The following is a 25,594-nucleotide window of genomic DNA, read 5'->3' on the forward strand; positions in this document are numbered from 1 at the left end:
AAAATATGAGATAAACACCGACGAGAGTCGGTTTTTTTATGCCTGAAATTTAGCTTTTTAATAATAGTTACTGAAAAACTTCACAAGAGCCATGGCCGGTATAGTAAACGAACAGACTAAGCTGTCGAAGGTTCACTCTTCACAAAGTACGTCCCACGTCCGCCATCTCTTTTGAGATGATTGCTTCACTCAAATTGCCTCACTAAAGTGGTAAAATATGAGATAAACACCGACGAGAGTCGATTTTTTTATGCCTGAAATTTAGCTTGTTAATAATAGCTACTGAAAAACTTCACAAGAGCCATGGCCGAGATAGTAAACGAACAGACTAAGCTGTCGAAGGTTCATTCTTCACAAAGTACGTCCCACGTCCGCCATCTCTTTTGAGATGATGCTTTACTCAAATAACCTCATTAAAGTGGTAAAATATGAGATAAACACCGACGAGAGTCGGTTTTTTTATGCCTGAAACATAGCTTTTTACTAATTAATTAGCCATTGAGAAAATCGCTCTTTGAGTTTGGGTAGGGGGGTTGAGATACACTTTTCCTACTTGGTTATGTTGTTGTTTCATTACCCAATAGCAGCCAAGCCAGTAACGGATACGCAATGTCGTTTTTGTCCAATTTTACTTTTAATGTATGCCCTACTATTTAGTCTAAATTTGAATCTATACTCAGGAGCACCTTATGAAAGAGGCATATACGGGAGAGCAGTTAGCACAGATATACCGAAATATCAGGCTCAAGCATGAAGAAAGCACAATGTTTGTAGATTGCGGCTTTAAACAAGCAACTTCACAGCAAGATGAGATATTGGCTGCATTGAAAATTAAGACCTTATCTTTGCAGCAGCTAAATAGCGTGAAACCATTCTTTTTATTAGAAAATATTCAAATTGAAGAGCACGTAAAGATTAAAAAAAGGTTCTTTTTTGGGTTGTGATCAGGCATATTTCCCAAGTAGTTAATCAACCAAAAGGCGCTCTGTTTATGCATTTCTTCTACCTCAAATTGTGTGTTTTGATTTTACTGGTATTACATACAAAAATAGCTATTGCCATAGAGGTAGGTGCACAACAGCCCGAAAAGTACTTTTCTTATCTTGAGAATAAACGTGTTGGGTTAGTAGTAAATCAGTCATCTCGTGTGGCAGATATGCATTTAGTTGACTTTCTACTTGCGAACAACGTAAAGGTCGAGCGAATTTTTTCTCCTGAGCATGGATTTCGGGGGGATCAGGATGCAGGCGCGCATATTGACAACAGCTTTGATGTAAAAACAGGCCTGCCAATTGTTTCACTTTATGGAAAGCAGAAGCGTCCAACTAAGGAATCTTTGCAAGATCTAGATGTGTTGATATTCGATATTCAGGATGTCGGTGTTCGTTTTTACACTTATATTAGTACCATGCACTATATGATGCAGGCGGCTAAAGACTATCGAAAAAAGTTCATTGTCTTGGATAGACCAAATCCCAATATTCGTTTTGTTGATGGGCCTGTATTGAACAAAAAGTTCAGCTCATTTGTGGGAATGCATCCAATTCCAATTTTACATGGTATGACCGTCGGAGAGCTTGCTCAAATGATAGTGGGAGAAGGATGGTTGTCGGGGCCGAACAAGCTTGATTTGAACGTGGTGGCAGTGAAAAATTATCAAGCCTCGGATGAGTATATTTTGCCAATTGCACCTAGTCCAAATCTTCCAAATCAACAGTCTATCTATCTATATTCTTCTTTATGCCTGTTTGAAGCAACAGCAGTGTCAATTGGAAGAGGCACTGACTTTCCTTTTCAAGTCTATGGTCATGACCAAGTACAGCTAGGTGACTTTAAGTTTTCTCCACGCTCTATTGTTGGTGCTGCACGATTTCCAAAACTAGAGGGAAAGAGTGTGTGGGGGAAGGACTTGAGGCAAAGCAGTCTAAATGGGTTTGACTTAAGCTGGTTTATTGAAGCGTCCAACGAATTTAAACAACGCAACAAACAATTTATCACATCTCCTAAGTTTTTAGATAAATTGGCTGGTACTGATATTGTTAGATTAGCTGTAGAGCAGGGATTGAAAGCTCATCAAATAGAAGCCATTTTTCTACAGGAAGTCAGTGAGTTTAAAAAGCGCAGAGCGCCTTATCTGCTTTATTCTAGATAGGGCACTCTGACGGCAAGCTTAGATATTTAACATATCACTCATGTATTCATTGGAGCGATCAGCTCGGCGTTGCCAATGTAGGTTTGATTGAGCAAGGGCAATGAAAAGTACATCAATAAGGTAGCCTAAAGATGCACGTGTCAGTACCGCCGAATGTTTTACTGCTTCTGTTTCTTGTATACAGTACAGGCAGTTATCTGCGTAATTAGCCAACTCACTGTGGCCATAACGTGTTAGCGCAAGGATTTGGCATTCGTTAACTTTGGCTTGCTGTGCAAGTTTTACCATGCTTTTTACGACGCCAGAGTTACTCAAACAAATCAGTAGGTCGTCTTTACCCATTGTCGCCACGTAGCTTGCAGCACTCAATTCATCGACATGAGTAACAGCACACACACCTAGCTTTTGTAACTTAAGGGTTAAGTCTTGTGCCATGGTATGTGTTGAGCCAATTGCACATACCATCACTTTTTTTGCACCTTTTATCGCTTGCACTGCTTGCTCGAACAACTCTGGGTTATTTAGCTTGCTGGTTGCAACTAAGGTTGCTTGTTGGTTGGCGATTAGCTTTTCTGAAATGTGCGCAATTGAGTCGTTTTGATCTATTTCATTAGAGAGTGGGGTATTTTCTTGTGTTTGTTCATTTAATGCGTCAACAACCGCCAATTTAAAAGCGGGGAACCCTTTATACCCTAATTTTTGGGCAAACTTGACAACGCTTGACTGGCTAACGCCTGCTGACTTTGCAAGCTCTATTGAAGATAGACCTCGAATTTTTGAACCTGACTTTAAAGTAAAGTCCGCTAATTTAGCTTCACTTTGCGACAGTGAAGGCTTCAAGGCCTTTATTTTTACAAAAGTAGACATGAGGATCACCTGGTAACTAAAACTAACTTAAACTGTCCATATTATAGGTTCAATTGGAACGTTGCGATAGATTGTTTCGGAATATTATTGCGTTTTTTGATTTATGCGGTTCTAGATGAGGTATTTTTGTTGCAATTGTGAATTTAGATACCCGAAAAACCTAGTTTTTTTGCTTTAGCGTTTAAGTTAACATGTTTATAAATTGCGCGTATACAAAGATGCTTTTGAGTAAATTAATGCCCTTTAGCGACTGTAATCAGTGCTTTTCATCTAAATCAAAACAAAAAAGGAAAGCTATGTCTTGGTATTCAATCTTGCCCCCCCTCATTGCCATTGCGGTTGTTTTTTGGCGCAAAGAAGTCATTTTAGCCTTAGTTTTAGCCATTGTTTCATCGGAATTATTACTTGTGATAAGTGGTGAAGGGCAGTCTATTTTTTTGACATTCACCAATAGTATCGAACGAATCGTTGGGGTCGCAACGTCGCCAGGGAATAGCCGTATCTTAATTTTTAGCATTGTTATTGGCGCGTTACTCGCTTTTATTCGTGAATCTGGTGGGGTGTCAGCGACGGTACAAAAATTGACTCAGGTCGGTGTTGCGCGAAATAAGAAGCAAGTCGGCTTATTAACAATGTTTACTGGCACGGCGGTATTTATTGAATCAAATATGAGTGTGTTGACTTCAGGGATAGTTTCTCGCGGGCTATTTGATAAGTTTAAAATGAGCCGAGCTCGCCTCGCATATATTATTGACAGTACCAGTGCACCAGTATGTATTTTAATATTACTCAATGGGTGGGGCGCTTATGTATTGGGGCTGCTAAGCAATTATGAGCTTGCTCAATCTCCGGTCAGTATTTTGTGGGGCAGTGTGGCATTTAATTTTTATGCCATCATTACATTGCTGATTGTTTTATATACCATTGTTTTCGACAAAGTTCATGGCCCGATGAAAGAAGCTGAAGAAGAGCTCAAGCGCGAGGAAGTGGAGCTTGATGCTGGACCTAGCGCCACCAAAGCTAGATTTATGCTTGTACCACTTGTTACGCTGATTGTGAGCATGATCGGGTTTATGTATTGGACCGGGAGCGGTGTACTGGCAAGCGGGAGTGGTTCCAAGTCGGTACTGTATGCAACGGTGTTGGCTTGTTCAGTTGCTTACGTGCTAATGCTCAAAGAAAAACAGTTCACGCATCACCAACTCGTTGATATTGGCTTCAAGGGAATGGGTGAGCTATTGCCTTTGGTCAGTATTGTATTGCTGTCATTGACACTTGGAGCAAGTCTGAAAGAGCTCGGTACAGGTGTATTTGTTGCGCAAATAGTCGGTGATTATTTGCCTATTTACTTTATTGTTCCCGTACTGTTTTTAACTGGTGCCGTAATGTCATTTACAACAGGGACATCCTGGGGAACATTTGCGATTTTGATCCCTATTGGGGTGCCTTTAATCCAGACATTGGGCCTTCCTCCTTCACTTGTGGTAGGCGCCATCTTAAGTGGTGGGATATTTGGCGATCACTGCTCGCCAATTTCGGATACCAGTGCTGTATCCGCACTGGCCTCTGGGTGTGACTTATTGACCCATGTTAAAACTCAGCTTCCATATGCACTTGTTGGCGGCGCATTAGCACTAGCGAGCTTTTTTGTCGCCAGTGTTGTTTTACTTTAAGGACACGCATACAAGGCTTTACCAGAAGGTGGGGCGGTAATACTAACCAGCTGCCCCGACTGATTTTTACCCAAAGCCAACAGTAACCCTTGATCCGAAGCAACCGATAAGTCATCGGGTACGCCTAATTCATCGAGTAAACTTTTACGTACTTCAATCAGTGTTTGATTTTGGCAATCGGCAATAAACCAAACATCGCGCTCAGAGTGCACTAATTTACCGTAAAACTGACTGACTTCATTGAGCTTTGCTTGCGATCCTGCTAGGGAGTCATCCAATTGTGCTTTTTGTTGTGCGATTGTGGTTTGATATTGGCCTTCAACAATATTATGAGTCTCAACAACATCGTATTGCGATGAAAATGAATTGGGTTCTAGTTGCGCTAAGAAAGTTTCAAAGTCGTTTAAGATACTTTGCAAAGACAGACTGCCCACTAGGGCTAATACACAACAGGAGCTAGCCCATAGACTTGTTCTCAGCCAAAACTGTCGGGTATGTTTGCGGTTTTCTAAGCGGCTTAACCTTTTTAATTTACGAACCTGTTTTGATGACATCTTGTTATGTCGTTTGGCAATTGAATAGGCTTGTTGGAGCTCATTGAGTTGGTGTTGTGAGTTTTTCATTTCGGCTCTCCTAAAGTCTCTTTCAATTGCTGTTTCGCATATCTTAATCGTGTCTTTACAGTCTCAGGATTCGCAGTGGTGATTTCAGCGATTTGATTTAGCGAAAAGCCTTCTAATTGTAAACAAATGGCTTCTTTTTGTGCGATTGGTAAGCGCTTAATCGCACGATAAAGTTGCTCGCAGCAGGCGGCGTTGAAATTACTGTCTTCGACCTCTGAACTAAGTTCTGTTTTATTGTCGTCACACATAAATTTATTCTGCCGGCGAAACTCATCTACTAAGGCATTACGTGCAATCCTAAAGATGTAAGCCTTTGGCGTATTATTGCTCTGATAGTACTGTCTTTTTTCAACTATTGAGAGCCATGTTTTTTGGCATATATCTTCGGCCGTTTCCGGGTCACTTTGTGTACATAGGTAGTGATAAAGGTCAGGATTGAAATTATCAATCGCCTGCTCTATGTAACGATTCTCCCCACTGCGTTTAAATTCATGCAAGGGGTCATGTGCTTCGGTTTTATCTTGGATGAACCAGTTTTTTATCGCAAGTAGCATAGTCTCTCCGTGCTCAATTTAACTCTATGTACACAGGTGTTTGATCGCCGCCCCAAATGATATAGCGCGGCTCGCGTTATTTTTATTTTCGCTTACTTGTTCAAGTTAAACTCTAACACAACTGACTGACCGTATTGAATAGTTGGTTTGCCATCGACCATTTTGGGACGGTATTTCCATCGTTTAAGCGCTTTTAATGCAGCACGATTAAACACGCGTTTTGGTTCAGCATTAACCACCTGCGCGTCAATAACTTGCCCTGTTGGCGAAATGTTAAATGCCAATTGTACCCAGCCTTCAACACCGTCACGAGCTGCAGGGGCCGGGTATGCAGGGTCAATGCGCACAATCGGGGCCGCCGCGGCGTCGCTGACCTGCAAAGTACTCTGCATTTGTATCGGGGTCGACTTAACACCTGAGGTTATGTTGATATCTAGTGATACCCCTTCGGTAACGGAAGGGGTGACGGTTGGTTTAGGTGGTGCCTTTGGGGTCGCTTTCGGCGGAGGTGGCAAAACTTTGCGTGTTTCTACAGGCGTATCTTCAAAGTCTTGTGAAATAAATACATCAATAACCGGAGCAGGCTCGGCAACAAATACACGCTCTTGGCTAATCAATTTTTGCATAAAAGCAAATAACGCAAATGTAATTAAGATGGCGCTAATAAATGATAAAACAAGTTTATTTAGTGCGCGGTATGGAGTGTGTGTTTTTACATCTATCATCGTTAAAGTCATATTTTTCCCCTCTTTTGCTAGGTAAAACGCGCTAGGTCAAAAAAAGGGGTGATTTATTTTAGTTTTTTTATTTTTAGTCATTAAAATGCGAATTAACTAACGTGAGGAACCTTGATGCAGTTACAAGAAATAGATAAAGCAAGATATAGAAAACACCTAAACTGGGTGATTGGGGCCTGTATTGCGACTTTAACCGCTGGAAGTTTAGGTATAGCGCAACTTCTTATTCATGTATTTCCCGACACAGATGGAAGCCATTTCCATTGGAATCTGACAGGAGTAGTGCTTACCTGCATAGTGATCTTTGTCGTGCTCAAGCGCATAAAACACCATCCATTTATGGTGGAAGTAGTCTATGTCTGGGAGCTTAAGCAAGCACTCAATCAAGTCACCAGAAAAATGCCAAAACTGAAAAAGGCAGCACAGCAAGGGGACGTGAATGCTATGCTCGCTATGCAATTTAGTTACACAGGCTCTCGCCAATTATGGACATTGGACGACAACACGATAACTATGGAAGAGCTGTCGATATGGCAAGCTGAATTAGACAATCTTGCAAAGCAGCACAATGTTACTTTGGACATTCAGCAATACAGTGAACAAGTATTGCGTCACTTCTAAGCTGAGTAATAGGTATAGTGATTTTTCGATGTTTTCTTAATCGAGTACATAGCGACATCAGCACACTCAACTAAGCTTTTTAGATTGTCTGCATGGGTTGGGTAGTGAGCAATTCCAATGCTCACGCCAACTTGCAGCTCTATTTGGTGTCCATTTCTCTCGTAATGAGTAGGTATATTTACGGCCTCTAGTAGCTGCTGAGCAATATTATTGATTTTATGTTTATTAAATTCTTTAATTGCGATGACAAATTCATCTCCCCCCCAGCGGCATACCAAATCATTGCTAGAGATTATGTGGGATATATTTTTAGCAATGTGTTTAAGTACTTCGTCTCCCGCGTTATGCCCATAGATATCATTTATCGGTTTAAACTCATCAAGGTCCAAAAGTAATAAACTAAAGGATATATCCGAATCAATCCAACCAAGCAAAGTTAGTTCGGCTCCATATCGGTTATATAAGCTAGTTAAACTGTCTCTTTGAGCGCGATGGCTAAGTTGATTGAGCATTGTTTTGCGTGAAGTGATGTCCGCGAGGAATACTTGAAAGTACCACTGACCGTCACTTTCGGTGTTAAGTATGATCATACTTAACCACACCGAAGATAATGTTAGAGGGCTTGTGAACTCGAACTCGGATTGCATCACCTGTTTTTGTTTTATGCTGTTCTCCGTGAAGGTGTATAGAATATCTGGGGTTTTGCAGTATTGTCCCAAGTTGTCAGGAAAGCGCTCTTGGCAGTCTACTCCCATACCTGCCAACAAGTCTTTGGCGGCATCATTGACTAAAGAAACGTCTCCGTGTTCACGTACTAATAATGTAGGGGAAGAACTGCGCTCAAACATGAGGCGGAAGCGTTTTTCAAGTTGTTCTATCTCTAGACGTAAACTTCGCTCTTGCTCAAATAGCATTTCCGTGTTGCTCAACATTGCATTGATCCCTTTTCCTATTTTTCCGATTTCCGTATATTCATGTGCCGTCTCTATATCAATACGATGTGCACTGCCTGGTATGATATTTGTGAGTTGTTGACTTAAATGCCCCAAAGGCCTCGAAATCAGCACATAGGATAACCCTGCAAACATGATCAGCATTGGCACAATCACAACGAGCAAGGTTTGCACTGAAGAAAATGCGATATTGCGAGCATTTTGCCGTATGTATTGAGTGTTGGGCACCACGTGAATGAAGCCGATGTTTTCTTGTAAAATAAATGGGTTTGGTAGGCTAAAAGTGCGAGCTTCACGCTCAGAAAATAAGATGCTTTTTGCTAAAATCGTGTGTTGATTTGTCAACGCAGCTGATTGGATAATGTCATTGCTCACTAACCCATTCACCACTTCATTGGCTAAGTCTTTGTCCTCCAAGTACGCTGCAATTGATGCCGTTGAAGAGATGGTCTGACTGATTTGCATGATAGTTTCATCTGAGTGCTCTAGCTCTGTGTCAAATATATAATTGTAATATATGTGAGCATACACGGCAGAGAACAGGCAGGTTGAAAAGCTCAATATCAACATCAACCGAATTATTAAACTTTGTTTACTTAGCAAAACGGTACACTACTTTCAATTCATCAGTGACAGCACTTGCTGGAATATAAGCAATTGCACTCGGGGTTGTTACCACCTTATCAATTATAGCTTCAATTGACGGATATGCTTGTGGTGGCGACGCTTTGCCACTGAATTTAACCCGAGACCAATAGGCGTTAATTTGTGCAATGTTGCGACCGGTCAATGCGAGGAAAAAAGCGCTTCTTAATGCATGTTCTTTTTTATAATCCAAAGTCACAGCAATATGGCCGTTTGGAAATGCCAAATATTTGCCCATGTACATATCAATAAGCTGACGTTTTTCGATGTACTCAATAGGGTTGTGTTTGTTAACTACAATGACAATGTCCTCCTGTACATTGCTCCGCGCGTCAAAGGTGAGCAGCATAAGTACAAGCAAAGTCAGTAGAGGGCGAAGCATTAGAACACCCAGTTTAGGCTAATGCCTAATGTATTGAACGAGTTGTCGAAATTGCCTTTTTCTAAGTCTCGATGTAAATAAAAAGCAGACGGTAAACTATCCACAGCGGTATGCTCTAGTTGAACTTTTACCGCGAGAGAGTCATTTATTTCGGTTCTTAATGTGACAGATAAGGTATTTTGGTCAACCAAATAAAAGTTGGTGTGGCGAATAATCGTGTTATAAAGTAAATCGAGCTGTTCAGAGGAAATTAACGGGCGCTGTGGGGTTGTATTGTTAGACTTTACTTGCGCAAAAGTAGTCATTAGTGTGTGATTATTGTAATAAAAGCCGACACTCGCATATCCGGCCGTCAAGGCTTTTAAGACTTGTGAATTGGAGTCAATATAAGAAAGTTCACTTTGTGCAAACCACTGGCTATTGTCATATCTGACCCCAAGAGCGGAATAATTAAATCGCTTACCAATAATATTGAGTGACTCAAGTAAAGCGGGTCTTTGTGGCCAAATCTCATTAGGAATTTGCGCGAGCGCAGCTCTAAGTTGTTTTTGTTGTTCATTTTCATTGCCGGATTGCGTCGCTGTGTAGTTGGCTCTCAGTGTCCAATCATATGATTGCCACTCCAAGACCAGTCCAAACAATGACTTTAATTCTACGTCCCAGAAAAAGTTATCATCGCTCACAATAGGCGCTGTTGATCTACCAATAAAGAACTTACTGCTAAACAAGCCTTCAGAGAATGAATAGGTATATTTTATATCTGCGCCATCTAAGTTTTGGTGTGGGACAATCGCGTAAAATTCTGTGGGGGGATGATCGTACGTATACGTGTAGCCAATGTCTCTGTGTTCCGTCATCATAAATAAATCAAGCCCGGTTCTGCCAAAGCGAACCTGCCAATTGGCATTGGGTGTATAACGTAAAAATGCCATTTGAATAATGTTGTCGAGGTTTTGTTCTTGATTGTCTTTAAAAATTACTTGACCGACAAGCTGGGTGCTACTATTTGCCTGCCACTCTATTTGCCCACCAGCGGAAGAGTTGGTAAATCCGAATTCATTTTCATAGGTGGCGTTAGGTTGTGAGATATGCTGCCTAACCCCTGCGGTTTTTGAATCTGTGATTGTTAAACCGATCGTTGCAAACCCGTCTAACTTAAGTTGCTCGGCTGCAGCTTGGAAAGGTATACATATAAAAAGCAGGAAAAACAGCCTCATCAGCGACTCAATATTTTGACACGCAATTTATCTTGGTGATTAAAGACTAGCGCTAATGTACACATTTACCAGTTTTGTGTATTTTTACTTGTAAAATGGCAAGATTGTCACCATATAAACAGATATATCATTATTTGTGATACTATCACATTTTTAAATTAGGTATTTTCAAGTCGTGGCTGAAGTTAGAGCGAGAGTTGAGCTGAATGTAGGGCAGCGTAGTCATATTCCTGCAGAGATTGTATCTTTTGAAGGGTTGAAAGATGGTGAAGAGCATGTTGCTTTAGTTTTTAACAATGCAGACTCCCAACAAGAAATCCCGTTGATTAGAATGCACTCTGAGTGTTTGACTGGTGATGTGTTTCATTCATCTAGGTGTGATTGCGGTGAACAGCTCAATGAATGTATCGAAGAGATGCACCAAAGTGGAGGTGTGTTACTTTACCTTCGTCAAGAAGGAAGAGGCATAGGGCTATACAACAAAATTGATGCATATGTACTGCAGTCTCAAGGTATGAATACATACGAAGCAAATAATCACTTAGGGTTTGACGACGACTTGCGAGACTTTTCCGATGCGGTGTTAATGCTCAAGGCGTTGGGGCTGGATCATGTGAAGCTGATGACCAACAACCCACGTAAACTAAATGCTTTGCGCAATGCCGGCATTGAAGTTGAAAGTGTAGTAGGAACCCAAGCACATGTTAAAGCAGGTGACTCAGGGAATCGAAATTACCTAGAAACGAAAGTTAAACATGGCTCTCATATGCTTGATATGGAAGAAATCAAAAAGCCTAAATAGCTGGATTGATGATGATTTGCTTTATTACTAAACCTATTGTGGTAAGGCAAATCACGTGTCAATTACTAATTTATTTTCGTATTTAGCTTTTTTGTAGCATTTAGTGCCATTAAGCGTCGTAAACCTCCTTTCAAGTACTCTTTTGAAGCAGTATAATTAAACCGTTTTATAACTAAGTTAGTCATTTATGTCAGCAGAAATTCGAACATTTAAAGCGAGTTTTGGGGTGAGTTGGTTAAAAGCCGGATGGACGGTGTTTAAAGCTCAACCTTTAACTTTTATGATGATGTACATCTTTATCGTAATAGTAGGGCTATTTCCTTTCATCCTGCAAAATAAGATAATTCAGATGGCATGCGCGCTTGCGGGGCCATTCTTAACCGTTGGCTTCTATAATGCGGCGCTCAATTTGCAAGCCGGTAAATCAATTATGCTTGCTGACATCCTAAAGCCATTTTCCGCGAAAGGGCGTCGATTGAATTTATTCCGTCTTGGTTTGTATCAGCTTGGAGTTGCTTTAATTCTAGGGGTGATAATGAGTTTGTTGTTTGAGCCTATTACTAGCGCCATGCAAAATCATTCGCCTGAGCAAGATATGGAATCGGTTGTCGCGCAAATCGCTGCAGCTATTAGTTTCTCTGATATTGCAATTTTTGTGGTATTACAGTCTTTAGCAATGATGGCCTTCGCCTATGCGTTACCACTGGTATATTTCAAAGAGCAAGCAAACATCTTGAATGCGATGAAGCAATCTTTAAAGGTGTTTTATTATAATATGGCACCGTTGTCCGTGTTTGGTGGTATTGTGGCGCTGCTTATGATTGCTTCAGCTCCTTTGTCTCTTGTCCCGCTCATGTTCATCATGCCTATTGTATATATTGGCTTTTTCGTCTCGTTTCAGGCGATTTTTGCAGCGCAAAGTCCGCAAGATGACAATACACCAGATCAAGGCGACAAACATCAAGATAACATTGGGCAATCGGGTCGGTTTGACGCCTAATGGATGAAAAAGAACAGAAAAAACTTAAAAACTACGCAGTTTGGTTGTTATCTAGGCAAGAGTATTCGCGTAAACTACTGGGCCAAAAATTAAGGCAAAAAGGCGCCAGCGACGAGTATGCCGAGTCGCTGATCGAGTGGTTATGTGACATTGGTTATTTGGATGACGCTAGACACTGTGAGAGTTATTTAAACCGTCAACTAGCCAAGGGGCTAGGAGAGAAGCGAGTAATGATGGACGCCACTAACAAAGGCGTTGCGCGTGCGCAGTTAACGCAACTCATCGAAGAAAGAGAAATTGATTGGTTTGCCGTTGCTCAGAAAACATATGAGAAAAAATACGGCTATTCAACAAAACAATTAGACTATCAAGAAAGGTCAAAGCGCGTTAGATACATGATGTATCGAGGCTTTAGCTATGACCAAATAGATTTTGCTATACAATCGCAAAGTGAAAGTTGAAATCGAAAACTTCCTTTGTGGTTATCAGCATACAGCAGCAATAAAGGGTAAATAATCACATGCAGCACATGACTACCGCACAGATTAGGCAGAGCTTTTTAGATTTCTTTGCCAAACAACACCACCAAGTGGTGCCGTCAAGTTCTTTAGTACCAGGTAATGATGCAACACTTCTGTTTACAAATGCAGGTATGGTGCAGTTTAAAGATGTATTCTTAGGTGCTGAAAAGCGTCCGTACAACCGCGCAACAAGTTCACAGCGCTGTGTTCGTGCAGGTGGTAAACACAATGACCTAGAAAATGTTGGTTATACAGCAAGACACCATACATTCTTTGAAATGCTTGGTAACTTCAGCTTTGGCGACTATTTTAAGCAAGATGCTATTAAGTTTGCTTGGGCGTTTTTGACTGATGTGATTAAGTTACCAAAAGAAAAGCTGCTGGTGACCGTATATCATACCGACGAAGAAGCTTATGACATTTGGGCCAACCAAGTTGGCGTACCAGCTGATCGTATCATTCGTATTGATACGTCAGATAACTTCTGGTCAATGGGTGACACAGGTCCATGTGGACCCTGTTCGGAAATCTTTTTTGACCATGGCGAGCACATTTGGGGTGGTCCTCCGGGCAGCCCAGAAGAAGATGGTGACCGCTTCATCGAAATTTGGAACCTAGTGTTTATGCAATACAACCGTCATGCTGACGGCACTATGGAACCATTGCCAAACCAGTCTGTTGACACAGGTATGGGTCTTGAACGTATTTCTGCGATTATGCAAGGTGTGCACTCAAACTATGAAATTGATTTATTCCAAGCACTTATCAAAGCGACTGCTGAAGTAACAGGCGCTCAAGACTTAGAAGACAAATCATTACGCGTTGTTGCGGATCATATTCGTTCATGTGCATTTTTAATTGCCGATGGTGTTATGCCTTCAAATGAAGGTCGAGGCTATGTACTACGTCGTATCATTCGTCGTGCTGTTAGACATGGTAACAAACTCGGTGCGCAAGGGGCATTCTTCCATAAATTGGTTGGTGCACTGGCAGCGCAAATGGGTGAAGCCTACCCTGAGCTAATCAAGCAACAGGCAATCATCGAAAAAGTACTGCGTATTGAAGAAGAGCAGTTTGGGAAAACATTAGATCGTGGCTTAGCAATTTTGGAAGAAAACTTAGCGGGTCTTGAAGGTGATGTCATCCCTGGTGATCTTGTATTCAAGCTATACGATACATACGGCTTCCCAGCTGATTTAACAGCTGATGTTGCACGTGAGCGCTTTATGACTATTGATGAGCGCGGTTTTAAAGCGGCTATGGAAGCGCAGCGTAAGCAGGCACAGCAAGCGGGTAAGTTTGGTGCTGATTATAATGAGCAGCTGAAATCTGAAAAAGTCACAGACTTTAAAGGATATAGCTCTGTTCAATATAGCGGCACTGTGGTTGAGTTGTTTGCTGAAGGTGAAAGTGTTTCAGAGCTAGCCGATCAGCAAAAAGGCATCGTCGTACTTGACCGCACACCATTTTACGCAGAGTCAGGTGGTCAGGTTGGTGACACAGGTATTTTAAAAGTGTCTGGTGGCGAATTTGTCGTAACAGATACACAAAAACTGGGCAATGCATTTGCGCACCATGGTTATGTGACAGGTCGCCTAGGTATTAACGACAAAGTAGATGCTCAAATTGATGCTGAGCGTCGTGAACGCATCAAGAAAAACCACACTGCAACGCATATCTTGCACGAAGCATTGCGTCAAATTTTAGGTGATCACGTCGCGCAAAAAGGCTCGCTTGTGATGGCTGATAAGTTGCGTTTTGACTTCTCACATTTTGAAGGTGTGACCAAAGATCAGCTTCGCGAGATTGAAACTGCAGTAAACGATGAAATTCGTGCGAACTTTGCGTTGAATACTGAGTTAATGGATATCGATGATGCGAAAGCCAAAGGTGCAATGGCCCTATTTGGTGAAAAGTATGACGATGAAGTGCGCGTTGTATCGATTGGCGACTATTCAATCGAATTATGTGGTGGTACACACGTAGAACGCGCTGGTGATATTGGCTTCTTAAAAATCGTATCTGAAGGTGGTATTGCAGCTGGCGTGCGTCGAATCGAGGCCGTCACGGGCGAAGATGCTGTGAATTATGTTGCGGAGCAAGAGAAAGCGCTTGCAGATATTGCTGCACTAGTGAAAGGCGATAGTACAAGTGCACTTGAAAAAGTAGCAGCCTTAATCGAAAAAGCTAAAGGCCTTGAAAAACAAGTAAGTCAGTTAAATGATAAGCTTGCAAGTGCAGCTGGTGCGTCGCTAATCGAATCTGCAGTAGATGTAAATGGCATCAAGCTGCTTGTTGCCAACGTAGCCGGCACTGAGTCAAAAGCACTGCGTGGCATGGTTGATGATCTTAAGAATAAGATGGGCTCAGGGGTTATTGCCTTAGGTGTTGCTAATGGCGACAAAGTCAGCTTAATTGCTGGTGTGACTAAAGACTTAACCGGTCAGGTAAAAGCCGGAGAGCTGGTTAACCATATGGCTGCTCAAGTAGGTGGCAAGGGCGGTGGTCGCCCTGATATGGCACAAGCTGGTGGCTCTCAACCTGAAAACTTGGAAGCGGCACTGGCCAGTGTTCCTGTATGGTTGAATGAGAAAACTCAATAACTTGTGGCATTAATTGTAAAGAAGTTTGGTGGCACCTCAGTTGGCTCTATTGAGCGAATTGAGGCCGTTGCCGAACTGATTATTAGAGCTAAACAGCAGGGACATCAAGTCGTTGTTGTGGTGTCGGCAATGTCAGGTGAGACCAATCGATTATTGTCTCTTGCAAAGCAGATTGATGATCGACCGAGTGCACGAGAGTTAGACGTCTTGTTAACGACAGGGGAGCAGGTTTCTATTGCTTTGCTGGCAATGGCAATCGTCAAGCGAGGGCATTCCGCCGTGAGCTTATTAGCAGATCAAATCGGCATTAAAACAGACAATGTTTTTGGTAAAGCGCGGATACATGATATTGATGTCGATCGCTTACAGCAAGAGCTAGAGCACAACCGTATTGCAATTGTCGCAGGGTTTCAAGGGCGTGATACTGAAGGCAATATAACAACTTTAGGTCGTGGTGGCACCGATACTTCCGCAGTTGAAATTGCCGCTGCAATTTCAGCAGATGAATGTCAAATCTATACCGATGTTGATGGTGTTTATACCACGGATCCAAGAATTGAGCCTCGAGCACAGCGCATGGAGCAAATTACCTTTGAGGAAATGCTGGAGTTAGCTAGCTTGGGCGCAAAGGTGTTGCAAATAAGATCTGTCGAAGCCGCTGGTAGGTATAACTTACCGTTGAGGGTTTTATCAACTTTTAAGCCTGATTCTGGCACATTAATTAGCTACGAGGAACCAAAAGTGACAAGTAGAACTGTATCAGGCATTGCATATCAAAAAGATGAAGCTTTGTTGATTGTTCGTCAAGTTCCTGAAAACCCAAGCTCTTTAGCCAGAGTTCTGTGTCTTTTGGCTGAGTTTGATATTGAAGTGGACATGATAAGTCAAATTAATCATCAAGTTGGCAAAATAGACTATGCTTTAACTGTACACAGCAACGAGTATGCACAAGCGTTAGATGTATTAAATAGCAATTTAGTCGCATTGGGTGCTTCGTGTGTCGAGGGCAATGCAGAAGTTGCAAAAATCTCTGCTGTGGGTGTAGGAATGAAGTCTCACTCTGGCATCGCAGGCATATTCTTTGATGCGTTGGCTAACGAAAATATTCATACGCTTTTAGTATCGACCTCAGAGATAAAAATCTCAGTTTTGGTAGAAGAGCGCTATTTAGAGCTGGCTGTAAGAGCACTTCATAGTGCATTTAGCTTAGAAAGTCGTGATTAAGCAATAATTTTGCTTACTTTTACATGAACTTTTAATTAAAATGAACTTGACGCGGAATCTTTTAAATTTTGGAATAACAGGAGCAAGAGAATGCTAATTCTAACTCGCCGTGTAGGCGAAACCCTGATGATTGGTGATGAAGTGACAGTAACGGTACTTGGTGTAAAAGGAAATCAGGTTCGTATCGGCGTAAACGCACCAAAAGACGTTTCGGTACACCGTGAAGAAATCTACATGAGAATTCAAGCGGAAAAATCTAATCCGACAGGTAATATGTAACTGTTATAACATGTTACTAATGTTCGAGAAATGGCCACTTATACGTGGCTATTTTTTTGTCTGCTGAAAAATAAATGCATAAGCTTCATTATCCAGTGCCTGTCTAGATATGTATTGGCGATACTTGCCATGCTCCAATAAAATGCCTTTTTCCGTCTCTATGACGTTATCTATATCTTGCCATTGGAGTTGAAAAGCTCGATAAGGGTTATGTGCGTTGATCCCCTGTTCGCTAATTTCTAAAACAACCTTTGAGCCACTGGCTCTGCTCAACATTTGTCTAGCGACCCACCAAGGACGTCGATAATAGAATGAAACACCTTCTATTACTGCAAGTACAAACAAAAAGTTTCCTAAATAGGCTTGTTCAAGTAGGTAGTGAGATACAGAGCCTAATATCAGTAAAAAACCAATCAGGCCGTATTTGGGCTTATGATGTTGGCTAAATGACACAGATTCATCAAAGCATTCCTGAAAATATTGCTTATCTAGCGTGAATTCACTATGAAACACGAGTATTCCTCAAGTTGGCTAATCCTCAATTATACGATGTTCAGTCCCGCGTTTGAATCTCAAAATTCAACGCAAGTGCTGCTGTAATAAAACATCATTAAATTGCCCCTATATCCGTACTTAAGTCACTGTTTATGGTAACTCAAACTGAATTTAAGAGCATTTACTCCTGTTGCAAAATTTGAACTTGCTATATAGGTAAGACCAATTATTTGTCGGTTAATAATGGAGCTGTGGTGTCGTAATTAAGTAATAGCTTATCGTTATTTAGTCTATATATCTTGAGTATTTTTCATATTTATTTGGCAAAGTTGGGGTTGGTTTACCATCATTGTTCAATAAGTGTGTGAAATGAATACAAAAAACATTATTGGTAATACCAATTTACAACGCGCTTTACATGAAGTGTTTGTTTGATATGATGGTTGAATAAATATTTACAAAAGTTGCCTATCTATTTCCTTAAATGGGTAGGTGTAAACAAATAAATAACAACTAAGGGGGCGGAGATGGAAATCAGCGAATTGCTAGCGCAGGCTGCCAATCTTATGTTAACTGGCATGATTGGTGTGTTTTTATTTTTATCTATTCTGATCTTTGCGGTAAAGGCTTTATCAAAGTTTGCTGCAACAGGGCAAGAGTTGGAGCAACCTAACGTCAAGAAGCCTTCGACAAAGTCTACATCAACAGGCGTGCCTGCGGCACATATCGCGGCGATCAGCGCTGCAGTTTCTCAATTTAGACAAAACAACTAAGGGGTATCTCATGTCAAAACTAAAACTCACAGAATTAGTCCTCAGAGATGCTCACCAATCTTTATTAGCGACGCGTATGCGCCTTGAAGATATGTTACCTATCGCAGAAGAGCTTGATAAGGTTGGCTATTGGTCAGTGGAGTCATGGGGGGGCGCGACTTTTGATGCGTGTATTCGTTATCTTGGTGAAGATCCCTGGTATCGGATCCGCGCGCTCAAAGAGGCGATGCCAAACACGCAACAGCAGATGTTATTACGTGGTCAAAATCTGCTGGGGTACCGTCACTATGCAGACGACGTAGTTGAAAAGTTTGTTACGCGAGCACATCAAAATGGCGTCGATGTGTTTAGAATTTTTGACGCGATGAATGACGTTCGCAACCTTGAAACAGCCATTCGCGCGGCAATTAAAGTCGGCGCGCATGCGCAGGGTACAATTTCTTATACAGTAAGCCCAGTACATAACCTTGAGAGTTGGCTGAAACAGGCAAAGCAGTTGGAAGAAATGGGCTGTCACTCAATTTGTATTAAAGACATGGCAGGGTTACTCAATCCATACGATGCTGAAACTTTAATTTCTGAGCTCAAACGTACCGTATCGGTACCAATTGCGATGCAGTGTCATGCGACGACCGGGTTAAGTACCGCGACGTATCAAAAAGCCATTGATTCAGGTATTGATATGTTAGATACCGCGATCTCATCAATGAGTATGACATACGGTCACAGTGCGACGGAGACACTTGTCTCAATTGTGGAAGGCACGAAACGAGACACGGGATTGGATTTAGATCAACTCGAATCGATAGCTTCTTATTTTAGAGACGTACGTAAAAAGTATGCGGCCTTTGAAGGCAGCCTAAAAGGCGTGGATGGCCGTATTCTGTCTGCACAAGTACCCGGCGGTATGTTGACCAATATGGAAAACCAGCTCAAAGAGCAAGGTGCCGGAGATAAATTGGATGAGGTATTGAGTGAGATACCTCATGTACGTAAAGATCTTGGGTTTATTCCTTTGGTTACACCGACGTCTCAAATAGTTGGAACGCAAGCTGTGCTCAATGTGTTAACCGGTGAGCGTTATAAAACCATTACCAAAGAAACGTCGGGAGTATTAAAAGGAGAGTATGGTGAGACGCCAGCTCCTGTTGACGAAGAATTACGCGCTCGTGTGCTTGATGGCCAAGAGCCTATTACGTGTAGGCCTGCAGACCTAATCGAGCCAGAAATGGACAGCTTAGAGGCTGACTTGTTATCGAAGGCTAAAGAAGACGGGATCGAACTTGCAGAGTCTGTGGTTGATGATGTATTGACTTATGCTTTGTTTCCTCAAATCGGCTTAAAATTCTTAAAAAATAGATATAACCCAGAGGCATTTGAGCCAAATCCGAGCTTGGTCGTCAATACCGCTACGGAAAATGTAGTAAAACAAGCTGCGCCTGTTCGCTCAAAACAAGAGAATGAGCGTTACAGCGTCAGAGTCGATGGCAAAGTGTATGATGTGGAAGTATCCGCTGGCGGACAGCTTCAGGAAGTTGCTGTTAAAGACAGCGAGTTAATGCCACAGTCTGCATCTGTAAGTTCAGGTGAAACCCTAAACGCCCCTCTGGCCGGTAATATTTTTAAGGTGCACGCAAAGCCTGGTGATGATGTGGTGCAAGGAGATGTGGTTCTGATCATGGAAGCGATGAAAATGGAAACTGAAGTTCGTGCCACATCTAATGGCAAAATTGCCGACATTTTGGTCTCAGAAGGTGACTCGGTCTCTGCTGGCGACGCCATTATTGAGATGGCATAGGAGTTTGTGAGATGGAAGGGTTATTGAATTTATGGCAAGCAACGGGTGTCGCTAACTTGTCTTTCCCCGCACTGTCTATGATAGCGGTGGGTTGTGGTTTGCTGTATTTGGCTATTGCCAAGAAGTTCGAACCACTGCTACTTGTGCCGATTGGGTTTGGCGCTATTTTAACGAATATCCCGGTTGCAGCTTTATCTGAACCAGGCGGGTTACTTTACTATGTGTACTATATTGGGATAGACAGTGGGATTTTTCCTCTGCTCATTTTTATGGGGGTTGGAGCGCTTACGGATTTTAGTGCGCTGATCGCCAATCCTCGTATGTTGTTGCTTGGTGCAGCTGCGCAGTTTGGTATTTTTGCCACCTTATTTGGCGCGATTTTGCTGAACTTTATTCCTGGATTTGAGTTCACTTTACAAGACGCTTCAGCCATTGCGATTATCGGTGGGGCCGATGGCCCAACGGCTATCTTCTTAGCCTCCAAGTTGTCGCCAGAATTACTAGGAGCGATAGCTGTGGCTGCATACTCTTATATGGCTTTGGTGCCAATTATTCAGCCTCCGATTATGAGATGGCTTACCTCTGATGAAGAGCGCAGTATTGCGATGCCGCAATTGAGAGCAGTTTCAAAAAGAGAGAAGATTCTTTTTCCTTTGATGGTATTAGCATTAACACTATTGTTTTTACCTGCTGCAGCGCCACTAGTCGGCATGTTCTGTTTAGGCAACTTAATGCGTGAATCAGGTGTAGTGGATAGACTTAGCAACACCGCACAGAATGAGCTCATCAATATAACCACGATTTTCCTTGGTTTGGCGGTAGGCTCAAAACTGGCGGCAGATCAATTCTTAACGGTAGAGACTCTGGGGATTTTGGTATTGGGTGCACTTGCATTTAGCATCGGGACTGCATCTGGTGTATACATGGCAAAAATCATGAATCGTGTTTCCTCTAATCCTATCAATCCGTTGGTTGGGGCGGCTGGTGTATCGGCGGTCCCAATGGCGGCGCGGGTGGTGAACAAAGTTGGCCTTGAATCAAACCCACATAACTTTCTTCTGATGCATGCAATGGGGCCTAATGTAGCAGGAGTACTCGGCAGTGCTGTCGCTGCGGGGATATTACTTGCGCTGGTGAATTAACAACACTCTCCAACCTTTAGTGGGGCATCTGCCCCACATTTTTCTTTATTATTACATCTAGTCCTGATCCGAACACTCAATCATACTTCATTAACTACCTCACGAGACGGTTTAACTAAATTTCGGGTCAATTTGCCATGTCCGTGGTATAACGGAGTGAGACGACAGAAAATTAGGGATTAACGTGAATATAATTGTGATATTGGTATGTTTAGTGGTTGCCTTGGTTATTTTGATCCCATTACTTGAAAAGTATCAGGGAAAAATGGGACTAGATAAAGCACAGAAGTATGGTAAGTATATAATTCCTTTGGCGATGTTGGGGGTAGTTGTAAATATTATCCATTCGATGTCACAAGGCTAAGTGACATAAAGACAGGCAAAGCCACAATGTGACTTTGCCTGCAGGTTTGTCATTAGTTAGCTGCTTGTAAGTACTTTTGAATAAACTCAGTCGCTTTCATATAAGACTCTTCAAGCTCATCTCGTAATTGGATCAGCTGATCACTGCTCATTTCCTCTTCTTTACATTTAGCTTCAAATTTCTCTGCAATTAACGCAACTTGTTCAGCACCAATAGTACGCGAGATAGACTTAAGCTGGTGACATGCTTCAATGATTTCACTTTGGCTAGATGAAATGACCGCGCCATTAATATCACGAGCTAATTCACTGCTTTGCTCTAAATACATTCTAAAGAAGCGCAGTCGTTTTGCGCTGTCGTCATTTACGTATTTGTTTAGCTGCTCCATGTTAATGGGGGGCTCATCCACAGATCCGTTGCCTATCTCGTCTTCTGAAATAGCTGGAGGCTGATCTTCGAGTGTCATTTTCGGATCGCTATTTTCTGGAGTAAAGCTGTGCATATCCACGGTCATGGTCGGCTCTTGAGGTGGCACAACCACATCGTCTTGGAAGGCTGGGTTTGCCGTAGTATCAACTTGAACTTGATCGTCAGACGCGATTACAGGCTGATTTGCTTTAGGGCTCGCATCAAGTTGCACTGGCGCAGACTGAGTTGGTTGCTCAGAGCGATTGCCAGAAGCGTTTTGCCACTTTTCTAAGGTTGCTTCAAGGACGTTTAACTCAACAGGCTTAGTGATATAGTCGTTCATTCCTGATGCCAAGCAGCGATCTCGCTCACCTTTCAGTGCATTGGCTGTAATTGCTATTATATAAGGCTGCGCATTGATGTCAGGAGATTGCTCTGCAATATCTCTGATTTTGGTAACCATATCGTAGCCTGACATTTTCGGCATATGTAAGTCTGTTAATACAACTGCATAATGACCTTGTTGCCACATCTTCAAGCCTTCTTCGCCGTTTTCTGCTACTTCAACACCATAACCTAATAAGTGCAACTGATCGGTCAGAACTTGCTGGTTTAAGACATTGTCTTCAACTAACAGTACTAATTTGTTTTCAGCTTTAGCATCTTCCGTATTCAAGTAACTGTTCATGGTACGCGATGGCTTAAGTTGTTTAGGTTGGTGTAAACCAACGGCAACTAGCACTGCGGTCATGAAACTTGTTTTACAAAGCGGTGCGGCATTGAGGTAAAATATGTGGCCGTGATTTAAAGCTGACTCATCCATGGTGCTCAGTACAATCACTTGCTGGTTATTGTGTTCAATTGAATACAGTAGGTCTCTCAATTGCTGGTTGACTTTTTCCATGCCATCAAGCCCATCAAGTACCCACACCACATCCTGTTCGTATTGGTGTTCATCAATTTCACTTGGGTCGACAACGATCGCTGAATTTGCGCCCATAAACGACAAGTATCGCGCCAATATCGCACGGCGATTAGGGTTGTGGGTAAAGGTCACCACTTTTCTGCCCGCCAATACACCCTTATTAGCGTATTCGACTTTGCCACTGATACTAAATGGTAGCTCCACGATAAACTCACTACCCATGCCAATGTCAGAATTAACATTGATTGACCCGAGCATTAGTTCTACCAAGCTCTTACAGATAGATAGACCAAGGCCTGTGCCGCCGTACTCTCTGGTGATCGACCCTTCAGCTTGAATGAAGGGGTTAAAGATCTCCCTCAGCTGAGCTTGAGTCATGCCTTTTCCGTTATCGGTCACTTTAAAGCGCAGTGTGTAGTGCTCTGAAGTATTCTGTGCTACTTCAACAGAGATTTTGACAAAGCCTTGTCTACTCTCATCTGTTGTCGTGAATTTGATTGCGTTGCTACATAAGTTGTACAACACCTGGCGCACGCGCACCGCATCACCCACTAAGTTGCTTGGTATATCTGGTGCAATGGCCAGCTGGAGGTCCAATTTACGCTTTTTGGCAACTGAAGAGAGTACACGAGCAACTTCTTCTATTGTCTCTGATACTGAAAACGCACTACTATCTATTTGTAATTTTCCGGCTTCAATTTTTGAAAAGTCCAAAATATCATCCAGTATTCCCAGCAAAGAGAAGGCTGAATCTCGTATAATCGTAGTAAGACGATGCTGGGCGCCGTCCAGTTCTGTTTGGCGCAACAAATCAATAGTACCAATTACCCCATTCATTGGAGTGCGTATTTCGTGGCTCATAGTCGCTAAAAACGTTGTTTTTGCTTCAGAGGCTCGTTCAGCATTTAGGGTAGCTTTTTCCAGTGCTAGGGTACGTGCTTGCACCTCAGTCTCTAAACTGGTTTGCAGCTGCCTTAATTCGTTTTGAGAAGCTTTGTTGCCTTTAATAATATCGCGGATCTGATTGATTAGTGCGTTTATTCCTATGGCTGTGCCAGATAAGCCAAAACTAAGCTGTTCAGTAACATGTACGCCGTAATCTTTTTTGCTTATGAGGTGTTCTAGCTCTGAATTCAGCAATTTTAATTCTTTAGCAAGTTTGCCGACGATTTGTTTTTTCAAAAACAGCGCAAAGCCAATTGTTAGTATCAATGCTATGACAATAAATACGTAACTAAGAGGGTTAGATGTTGCCACTTCAACTTTTGGTTCGCTATATACTAATACAAGCTCACCGACTGGAATGTCATCTAGAGTGAGGGGTTGATGTACAATAACCTGCCCATCGATGGTCAGTTTAGTGCGTTGCTTAATTGGTGCAACAGGAGTGTCGCTAGATTGAAAAACCAAACTTGGTTTTCCCATCCCGCTGTCAGCATATAAATAAGCATCAATATTAGGGTTACCAGCTTTGACCGATGTTAGCATCTGTTTGGCGTAGTTATAGCCAAGCTTCATCATCGTGTTGCTAAGTGGCGCAGCTAAGTCTTGTGCTTGTAGAGCAAGATCTGGTTGACTGTGTACCACTGTATTCGTTTGCTTCGGCCAAAGATAGGCCCCAAATGAAGCAATACTAGTAATTATTAAGGTGATAAAAACAAACAGGGGCACGAAACCTTTGATCTGTGCTTGTGAAGATTTTTCCATTGAAATAGTCCGAACAAGTAACTTTCAAATCGAGCGTTATAATAACTTCACATCCTAACACCTATAATGGATGATTTCTCTACGTTTTTACTTCTTTATTATTGCGATGTGACTATTCTAACATTGGATTTAAGTATAAAAATCAGCCTTTAGTAGCCCATTTTTGTTGATTTTGCATGAATTGTGCGCAAACAAATTATATTGCAAAAAAATAGTTGACTTGAAAGGGTAAAACCCGTTTAATACGCCGCACGCCCAGATAGCTCAGTCGGTAGAGCAGAGGATTGAAAATCCTCGTGTCGGTGGTTCGATTCCGCCTCTGGGCACCATTTTTAAAGGTGCGCCGACTTAGCTCAGTTGGTAGAGCAACTGACTTGTAATCAGTAGGTCATCCGTTCGACTCGGATAGTCGGCACCATTTAATAAAAGTGGAGTGCTATTGAAACACAGAATTCAATAAGCAAAATTATTTCAAAATGCTCATTTTTAGAGCTATTTGGAATTGTATTAAAAATCCTAAGTGAGTTTTGATACACAAAAACTGTTTGCCCAGATAGCTCAGTCGGTAGAGCAGAGGATTGAAAATCCTCGTGTCGGTGGTTCGATTCCGCCTCTGGGCACCATCTTTTAAAGATGTAAAACAAAGAATTTAATCAATGCAGCTTATAAAGAAAAACTGTATTGAACTTAATAAAGATTTTGCCCAGATAGCTCCTTCGGTAGAGCCATTTGGAAGTGTATTGAAAATCGTATGTGAGCTTTAATACAAACAAAAAATTTATTTGCCCAGATAGCTCAGTCGGTAGAGCAGAGGATTGAAAATCCTCGTGTCGGTGGTTCGATTCCGCCTCTGGGCACCATTATTTGGTGTGCCGACTTAGCTCAGTTGGTAGAGCAACTGACTTGTAATCAGTAGGTCATCCGTTCGACTCGGATAGTCGGCACCATTTATACAATATGAAGTAAAAAACGTTTCCAAATAGTATTAAAGACTACTTAACGTTCAAAATAGAATTTTTGCCCAGATAGCTCATTCGGTAGAGCCCTTTGGAATCGTATTGAAAATCCTCAGTGAGTTTTGATACACAAGAAAATTTATTTGCCCAGATAGCTCAGTCGGTAGAGCAGA

The 25,594-nt window shown here is 42.0% G+C and carries 23 protein-coding genes and 5 tRNA genes; 19 read left to right on the forward strand and 9 right to left on the reverse strand.

The genetic code is table 11. From position 1 onward, the window contains the following. Window positions 1-689: 689 nt before the first annotated feature. Together MHN81_RS27340 and MHN81_RS27345 are read left to right on the forward strand one after the other, a co-directional pair. Window positions 690-944 (forward strand): hypothetical protein, encoded by a 255-nt coding sequence (locus MHN81_RS27340; RefSeq protein WP_239427315.1) that lies wholly within the window; start codon window positions 690-692, stop codon window positions 942-944. 47 nt (window positions 945-991) lie between these two features. Continuing rightward, window positions 992-2,152, forward strand: coding sequence for a DUF1343 domain-containing protein (locus MHN81_RS27345; RefSeq protein ID WP_239427316.1), 1,161 nt, complete (start codon window positions 992-994; stop codon window positions 2,150-2,152). An 18-nt stretch (window positions 2,153-2,170) separates the two neighbouring features. Here MHN81_RS27345 and MHN81_RS27350 read toward each other — a convergent pair whose 3' ends face one another. Continuing rightward, window positions 2,171-3,019: a MurR/RpiR family transcriptional regulator gene (locus MHN81_RS27350; RefSeq protein ID WP_023399599.1), complete on the reverse strand. Its 849-nt coding sequence runs from the start codon at window positions 3,017-3,019 to the stop codon at window positions 2,171-2,173. Between the two features lie 296 nt (window positions 3,020-3,315). On the opposite strand from MHN81_RS27350, the gene MHN81_RS27355 reads away from it, so the two are divergent. Beyond that, window positions 3,316-4,692, forward strand: a complete 1,377-nt coding sequence (locus MHN81_RS27355) for a Na+/H+ antiporter NhaC family protein (RefSeq protein ID WP_023399600.1) — start codon at window positions 3,316-3,318, stop codon at window positions 4,690-4,692. Here MHN81_RS27355 and MHN81_RS27360 read toward each other — a convergent pair. The 3 genes from MHN81_RS27360 to MHN81_RS27370 form a co-directional block, all read right to left on the reverse strand. Further along, on the reverse strand, window positions 4,689-5,315 hold the full coding sequence (locus MHN81_RS27360) for a hypothetical protein (RefSeq protein ID WP_023399601.1): 627 nt from the start codon (window positions 5,313-5,315) through the stop codon (window positions 4,689-4,691). The genes MHN81_RS27355 and MHN81_RS27360 overlap by 4 nt on opposite strands. After that, on the reverse strand, window positions 5,312-5,869 hold the full coding sequence (locus tag MHN81_RS27365) for a sigma-70 family RNA polymerase sigma factor (RefSeq protein WP_239427317.1): 558 nt from the start codon (window positions 5,867-5,869) through the stop codon (window positions 5,312-5,314). The genes MHN81_RS27360 and MHN81_RS27365 overlap by 4 nt, the downstream gene beginning before the upstream one ends. Before the next feature lie 92 nt (window positions 5,870-5,961). After that, window positions 5,962-6,606, reverse strand: coding sequence for an energy transducer TonB (locus MHN81_RS27370; RefSeq protein ID WP_023399603.1), 645 nt, complete (start codon window positions 6,604-6,606; stop codon window positions 5,962-5,964). A gap of 114 nt (window positions 6,607-6,720) precedes the next feature. Between MHN81_RS27370 and MHN81_RS27375 the strand changes: the two genes are divergently transcribed. Then, window positions 6,721-7,227, forward strand: a complete 507-nt coding sequence (locus MHN81_RS27375) for a DUF3087 domain-containing protein (RefSeq protein ID WP_023399604.1) — start codon at window positions 6,721-6,723, stop codon at window positions 7,225-7,227. On the opposite strand, the gene MHN81_RS27380 is transcribed toward MHN81_RS27375, so the two are convergent. The 3 genes from MHN81_RS27380 to MHN81_RS27390 all read right to left on the reverse strand — a co-directional run bounded on the left by MHN81_RS27380 (window position 7,224) and on the right by MHN81_RS27390 (window position 10,424). Beyond that, a complete protein-coding gene (locus MHN81_RS27380) occupies window positions 7,224-8,645 on the reverse strand; it encodes a GGDEF domain-containing protein (protein ID WP_231105490.1) in 1,422 nt (473 codons plus the stop codon). The two genes, MHN81_RS27375 and MHN81_RS27380, sit on opposite strands and share 4 nt — an antisense overlap. A gap of 127 nt (window positions 8,646-8,772) precedes the next feature. Then, window positions 8,773-9,207 (reverse strand): hypothetical protein, encoded by a 435-nt coding sequence (locus MHN81_RS27385; RefSeq protein ID WP_023399606.1) that lies wholly within the window; start codon window positions 9,205-9,207, stop codon window positions 8,773-8,775. Next, on the reverse strand, window positions 9,207-10,424 hold the full coding sequence (locus MHN81_RS27390) for a hypothetical protein (protein ID WP_023399607.1): 1,218 nt from the start codon (window positions 10,422-10,424) through the stop codon (window positions 9,207-9,209). The genes MHN81_RS27385 and MHN81_RS27390 overlap by 1 nt, the downstream gene beginning before the upstream one ends. A gap of 175 nt (window positions 10,425-10,599) precedes the next feature. On the opposite strand from MHN81_RS27390, the gene ribA reads away from it, so the two are divergent. The 6 genes from ribA (at window position 10,600) to csrA (ending at window position 16,853) form a co-directional block, all read left to right on the forward strand. Next, window positions 10,600-11,226: a GTP cyclohydrolase II gene (gene ribA / locus MHN81_RS27395; protein ID WP_023399608.1), complete on the forward strand. Its 627-nt coding sequence runs from the start codon at window positions 10,600-10,602 to the stop codon at window positions 11,224-11,226. A 187-nt stretch (window positions 11,227-11,413) separates the two neighbouring features. Further along, window positions 11,414-12,226 carry a BPSS1780 family membrane protein gene (locus MHN81_RS27400; protein ID WP_023399609.1) on the forward strand — a complete coding sequence of 271 codons (813 nt, stop codon included), beginning with the start codon at window positions 11,414-11,416 and terminating at the stop codon, window positions 12,224-12,226. Continuing rightward, complete coding sequence (locus MHN81_RS27405; protein WP_023399610.1) at window positions 12,226-12,687, forward strand: regulatory protein RecX; 462 nt, start codon at window positions 12,226-12,228, stop codon at window positions 12,685-12,687. Before MHN81_RS27400 ends, MHN81_RS27405 begins: the two co-directional genes overlap by 1 nt. A 59-nt stretch (window positions 12,688-12,746) precedes the next feature. Then, on the forward strand, window positions 12,747-15,350 hold the full coding sequence (gene alaS / locus MHN81_RS27410; RefSeq protein WP_023399611.1) for an alanine--tRNA ligase: 2,604 nt from the start codon (window positions 12,747-12,749) through the stop codon (window positions 15,348-15,350). A gap of 3 nt (window positions 15,351-15,353) precedes the next feature. Beyond that, the gene (locus tag MHN81_RS27415) at window positions 15,354-16,574 is read left to right on the forward strand and encodes an aspartate kinase (protein ID WP_023399612.1); all 1,221 of its coding nucleotides are present in this window, start codon (window positions 15,354-15,356) and stop codon (window positions 16,572-16,574) included. Window positions 16,575-16,664: 90 nt separating this feature from the next. After that, entirely contained in the window at window positions 16,665-16,853 is a 189-nt protein-coding gene (csrA, locus tag MHN81_RS27420; protein ID WP_023399613.1) for a carbon storage regulator CsrA, read from the forward strand. A 48-nt stretch (window positions 16,854-16,901) separates the two neighbouring features. On the opposite strand, the gene MHN81_RS27425 is transcribed toward csrA, so the two are convergent. Continuing rightward, window positions 16,902-17,366, reverse strand: coding sequence for a YcxB family protein (locus MHN81_RS27425; RefSeq protein WP_023399614.1), 465 nt, complete (start codon window positions 17,364-17,366; stop codon window positions 16,902-16,904). Window positions 17,367-17,875: 509 nt separating this feature from the next. On the opposite strand from MHN81_RS27425, the gene MHN81_RS27430 reads away from it, so the two are divergent. The 4 genes from MHN81_RS27430 (at window position 17,876) to MHN81_RS27445 (ending at window position 21,425) form a co-directional block, all read left to right on the forward strand. After that, a complete protein-coding gene (locus tag MHN81_RS27430; protein ID WP_023399615.1) occupies window positions 17,876-18,121 on the forward strand; it encodes an OadG family transporter subunit in 246 nt (81 codons plus the stop codon). 10 nt (window positions 18,122-18,131) lie between these two features. Next, window positions 18,132-19,919 (forward strand): sodium-extruding oxaloacetate decarboxylase subunit alpha, encoded by a 1,788-nt coding sequence (gene oadA / locus MHN81_RS27435; RefSeq protein WP_023399616.1) that lies wholly within the window; start codon window positions 18,132-18,134, stop codon window positions 19,917-19,919. An 11-nt stretch (window positions 19,920-19,930) separates the two neighbouring features. Further along, the gene (locus MHN81_RS27440) at window positions 19,931-21,061 is read left to right on the forward strand and encodes a sodium ion-translocating decarboxylase subunit beta (RefSeq protein WP_023399617.1); all 1,131 of its coding nucleotides are present in this window, start codon (window positions 19,931-19,933) and stop codon (window positions 21,059-21,061) included. A gap of 184 nt (window positions 21,062-21,245) precedes the next feature. Next, window positions 21,246-21,425 carry a hypothetical protein gene (locus tag MHN81_RS27445; RefSeq protein WP_023399618.1) on the forward strand — a complete coding sequence of 60 codons (180 nt, stop codon included), beginning with the start codon at window positions 21,246-21,248 and terminating at the stop codon, window positions 21,423-21,425. Between the two features lie 52 nt (window positions 21,426-21,477). Here the strand turns inward: MHN81_RS27445 and MHN81_RS27450 are convergent, their stop codons facing one another. Beyond that, window positions 21,478-24,465, reverse strand: a complete 2,988-nt coding sequence (locus MHN81_RS27450) for a hybrid sensor histidine kinase/response regulator (protein ID WP_239427318.1) — start codon at window positions 24,463-24,465, stop codon at window positions 21,478-21,480. Window positions 24,466-24,718: 253 nt separating this feature from the next. On the opposite strand from MHN81_RS27450, the gene MHN81_RS27455 reads away from it, so the two are divergent. The 5 genes from MHN81_RS27455 to MHN81_RS27475 all read left to right on the forward strand — a co-directional run bounded on the left by MHN81_RS27455 (window position 24,719) and on the right by MHN81_RS27475 (window position 25,412). Further along, window positions 24,719-24,794, forward strand: a tRNA-Phe gene (locus MHN81_RS27455). Window positions 24,795-24,807: 13 nt separating this feature from the next. Further along, window positions 24,808-24,883 (forward strand) — tRNA-Thr (locus tag MHN81_RS27460). Between the two features lie 129 nt (window positions 24,884-25,012). Further along, window positions 25,013-25,088: transfer RNA gene (locus MHN81_RS27465), tRNA-Phe, on the forward strand. A gap of 161 nt (window positions 25,089-25,249) precedes the next feature. Beyond that, window positions 25,250-25,325 (forward strand) — tRNA-Phe (locus MHN81_RS27470). An 11-nt stretch (window positions 25,326-25,336) separates the two neighbouring features. Then, a tRNA-Thr gene (locus MHN81_RS27475) sits at window positions 25,337-25,412 on the forward strand. The last annotated feature ends 182 nt before the right edge of the window (window positions 25,413-25,594 follow it).

The organism is Pseudoalteromonas sp. Of7M-16 (genome assembly GCF_022347805.1).
In the GTDB taxonomy this organism is placed as follows: domain Bacteria; phylum Pseudomonadota; class Gammaproteobacteria; order Enterobacterales; family Alteromonadaceae; genus Pseudoalteromonas; species Pseudoalteromonas luteoviolacea_F.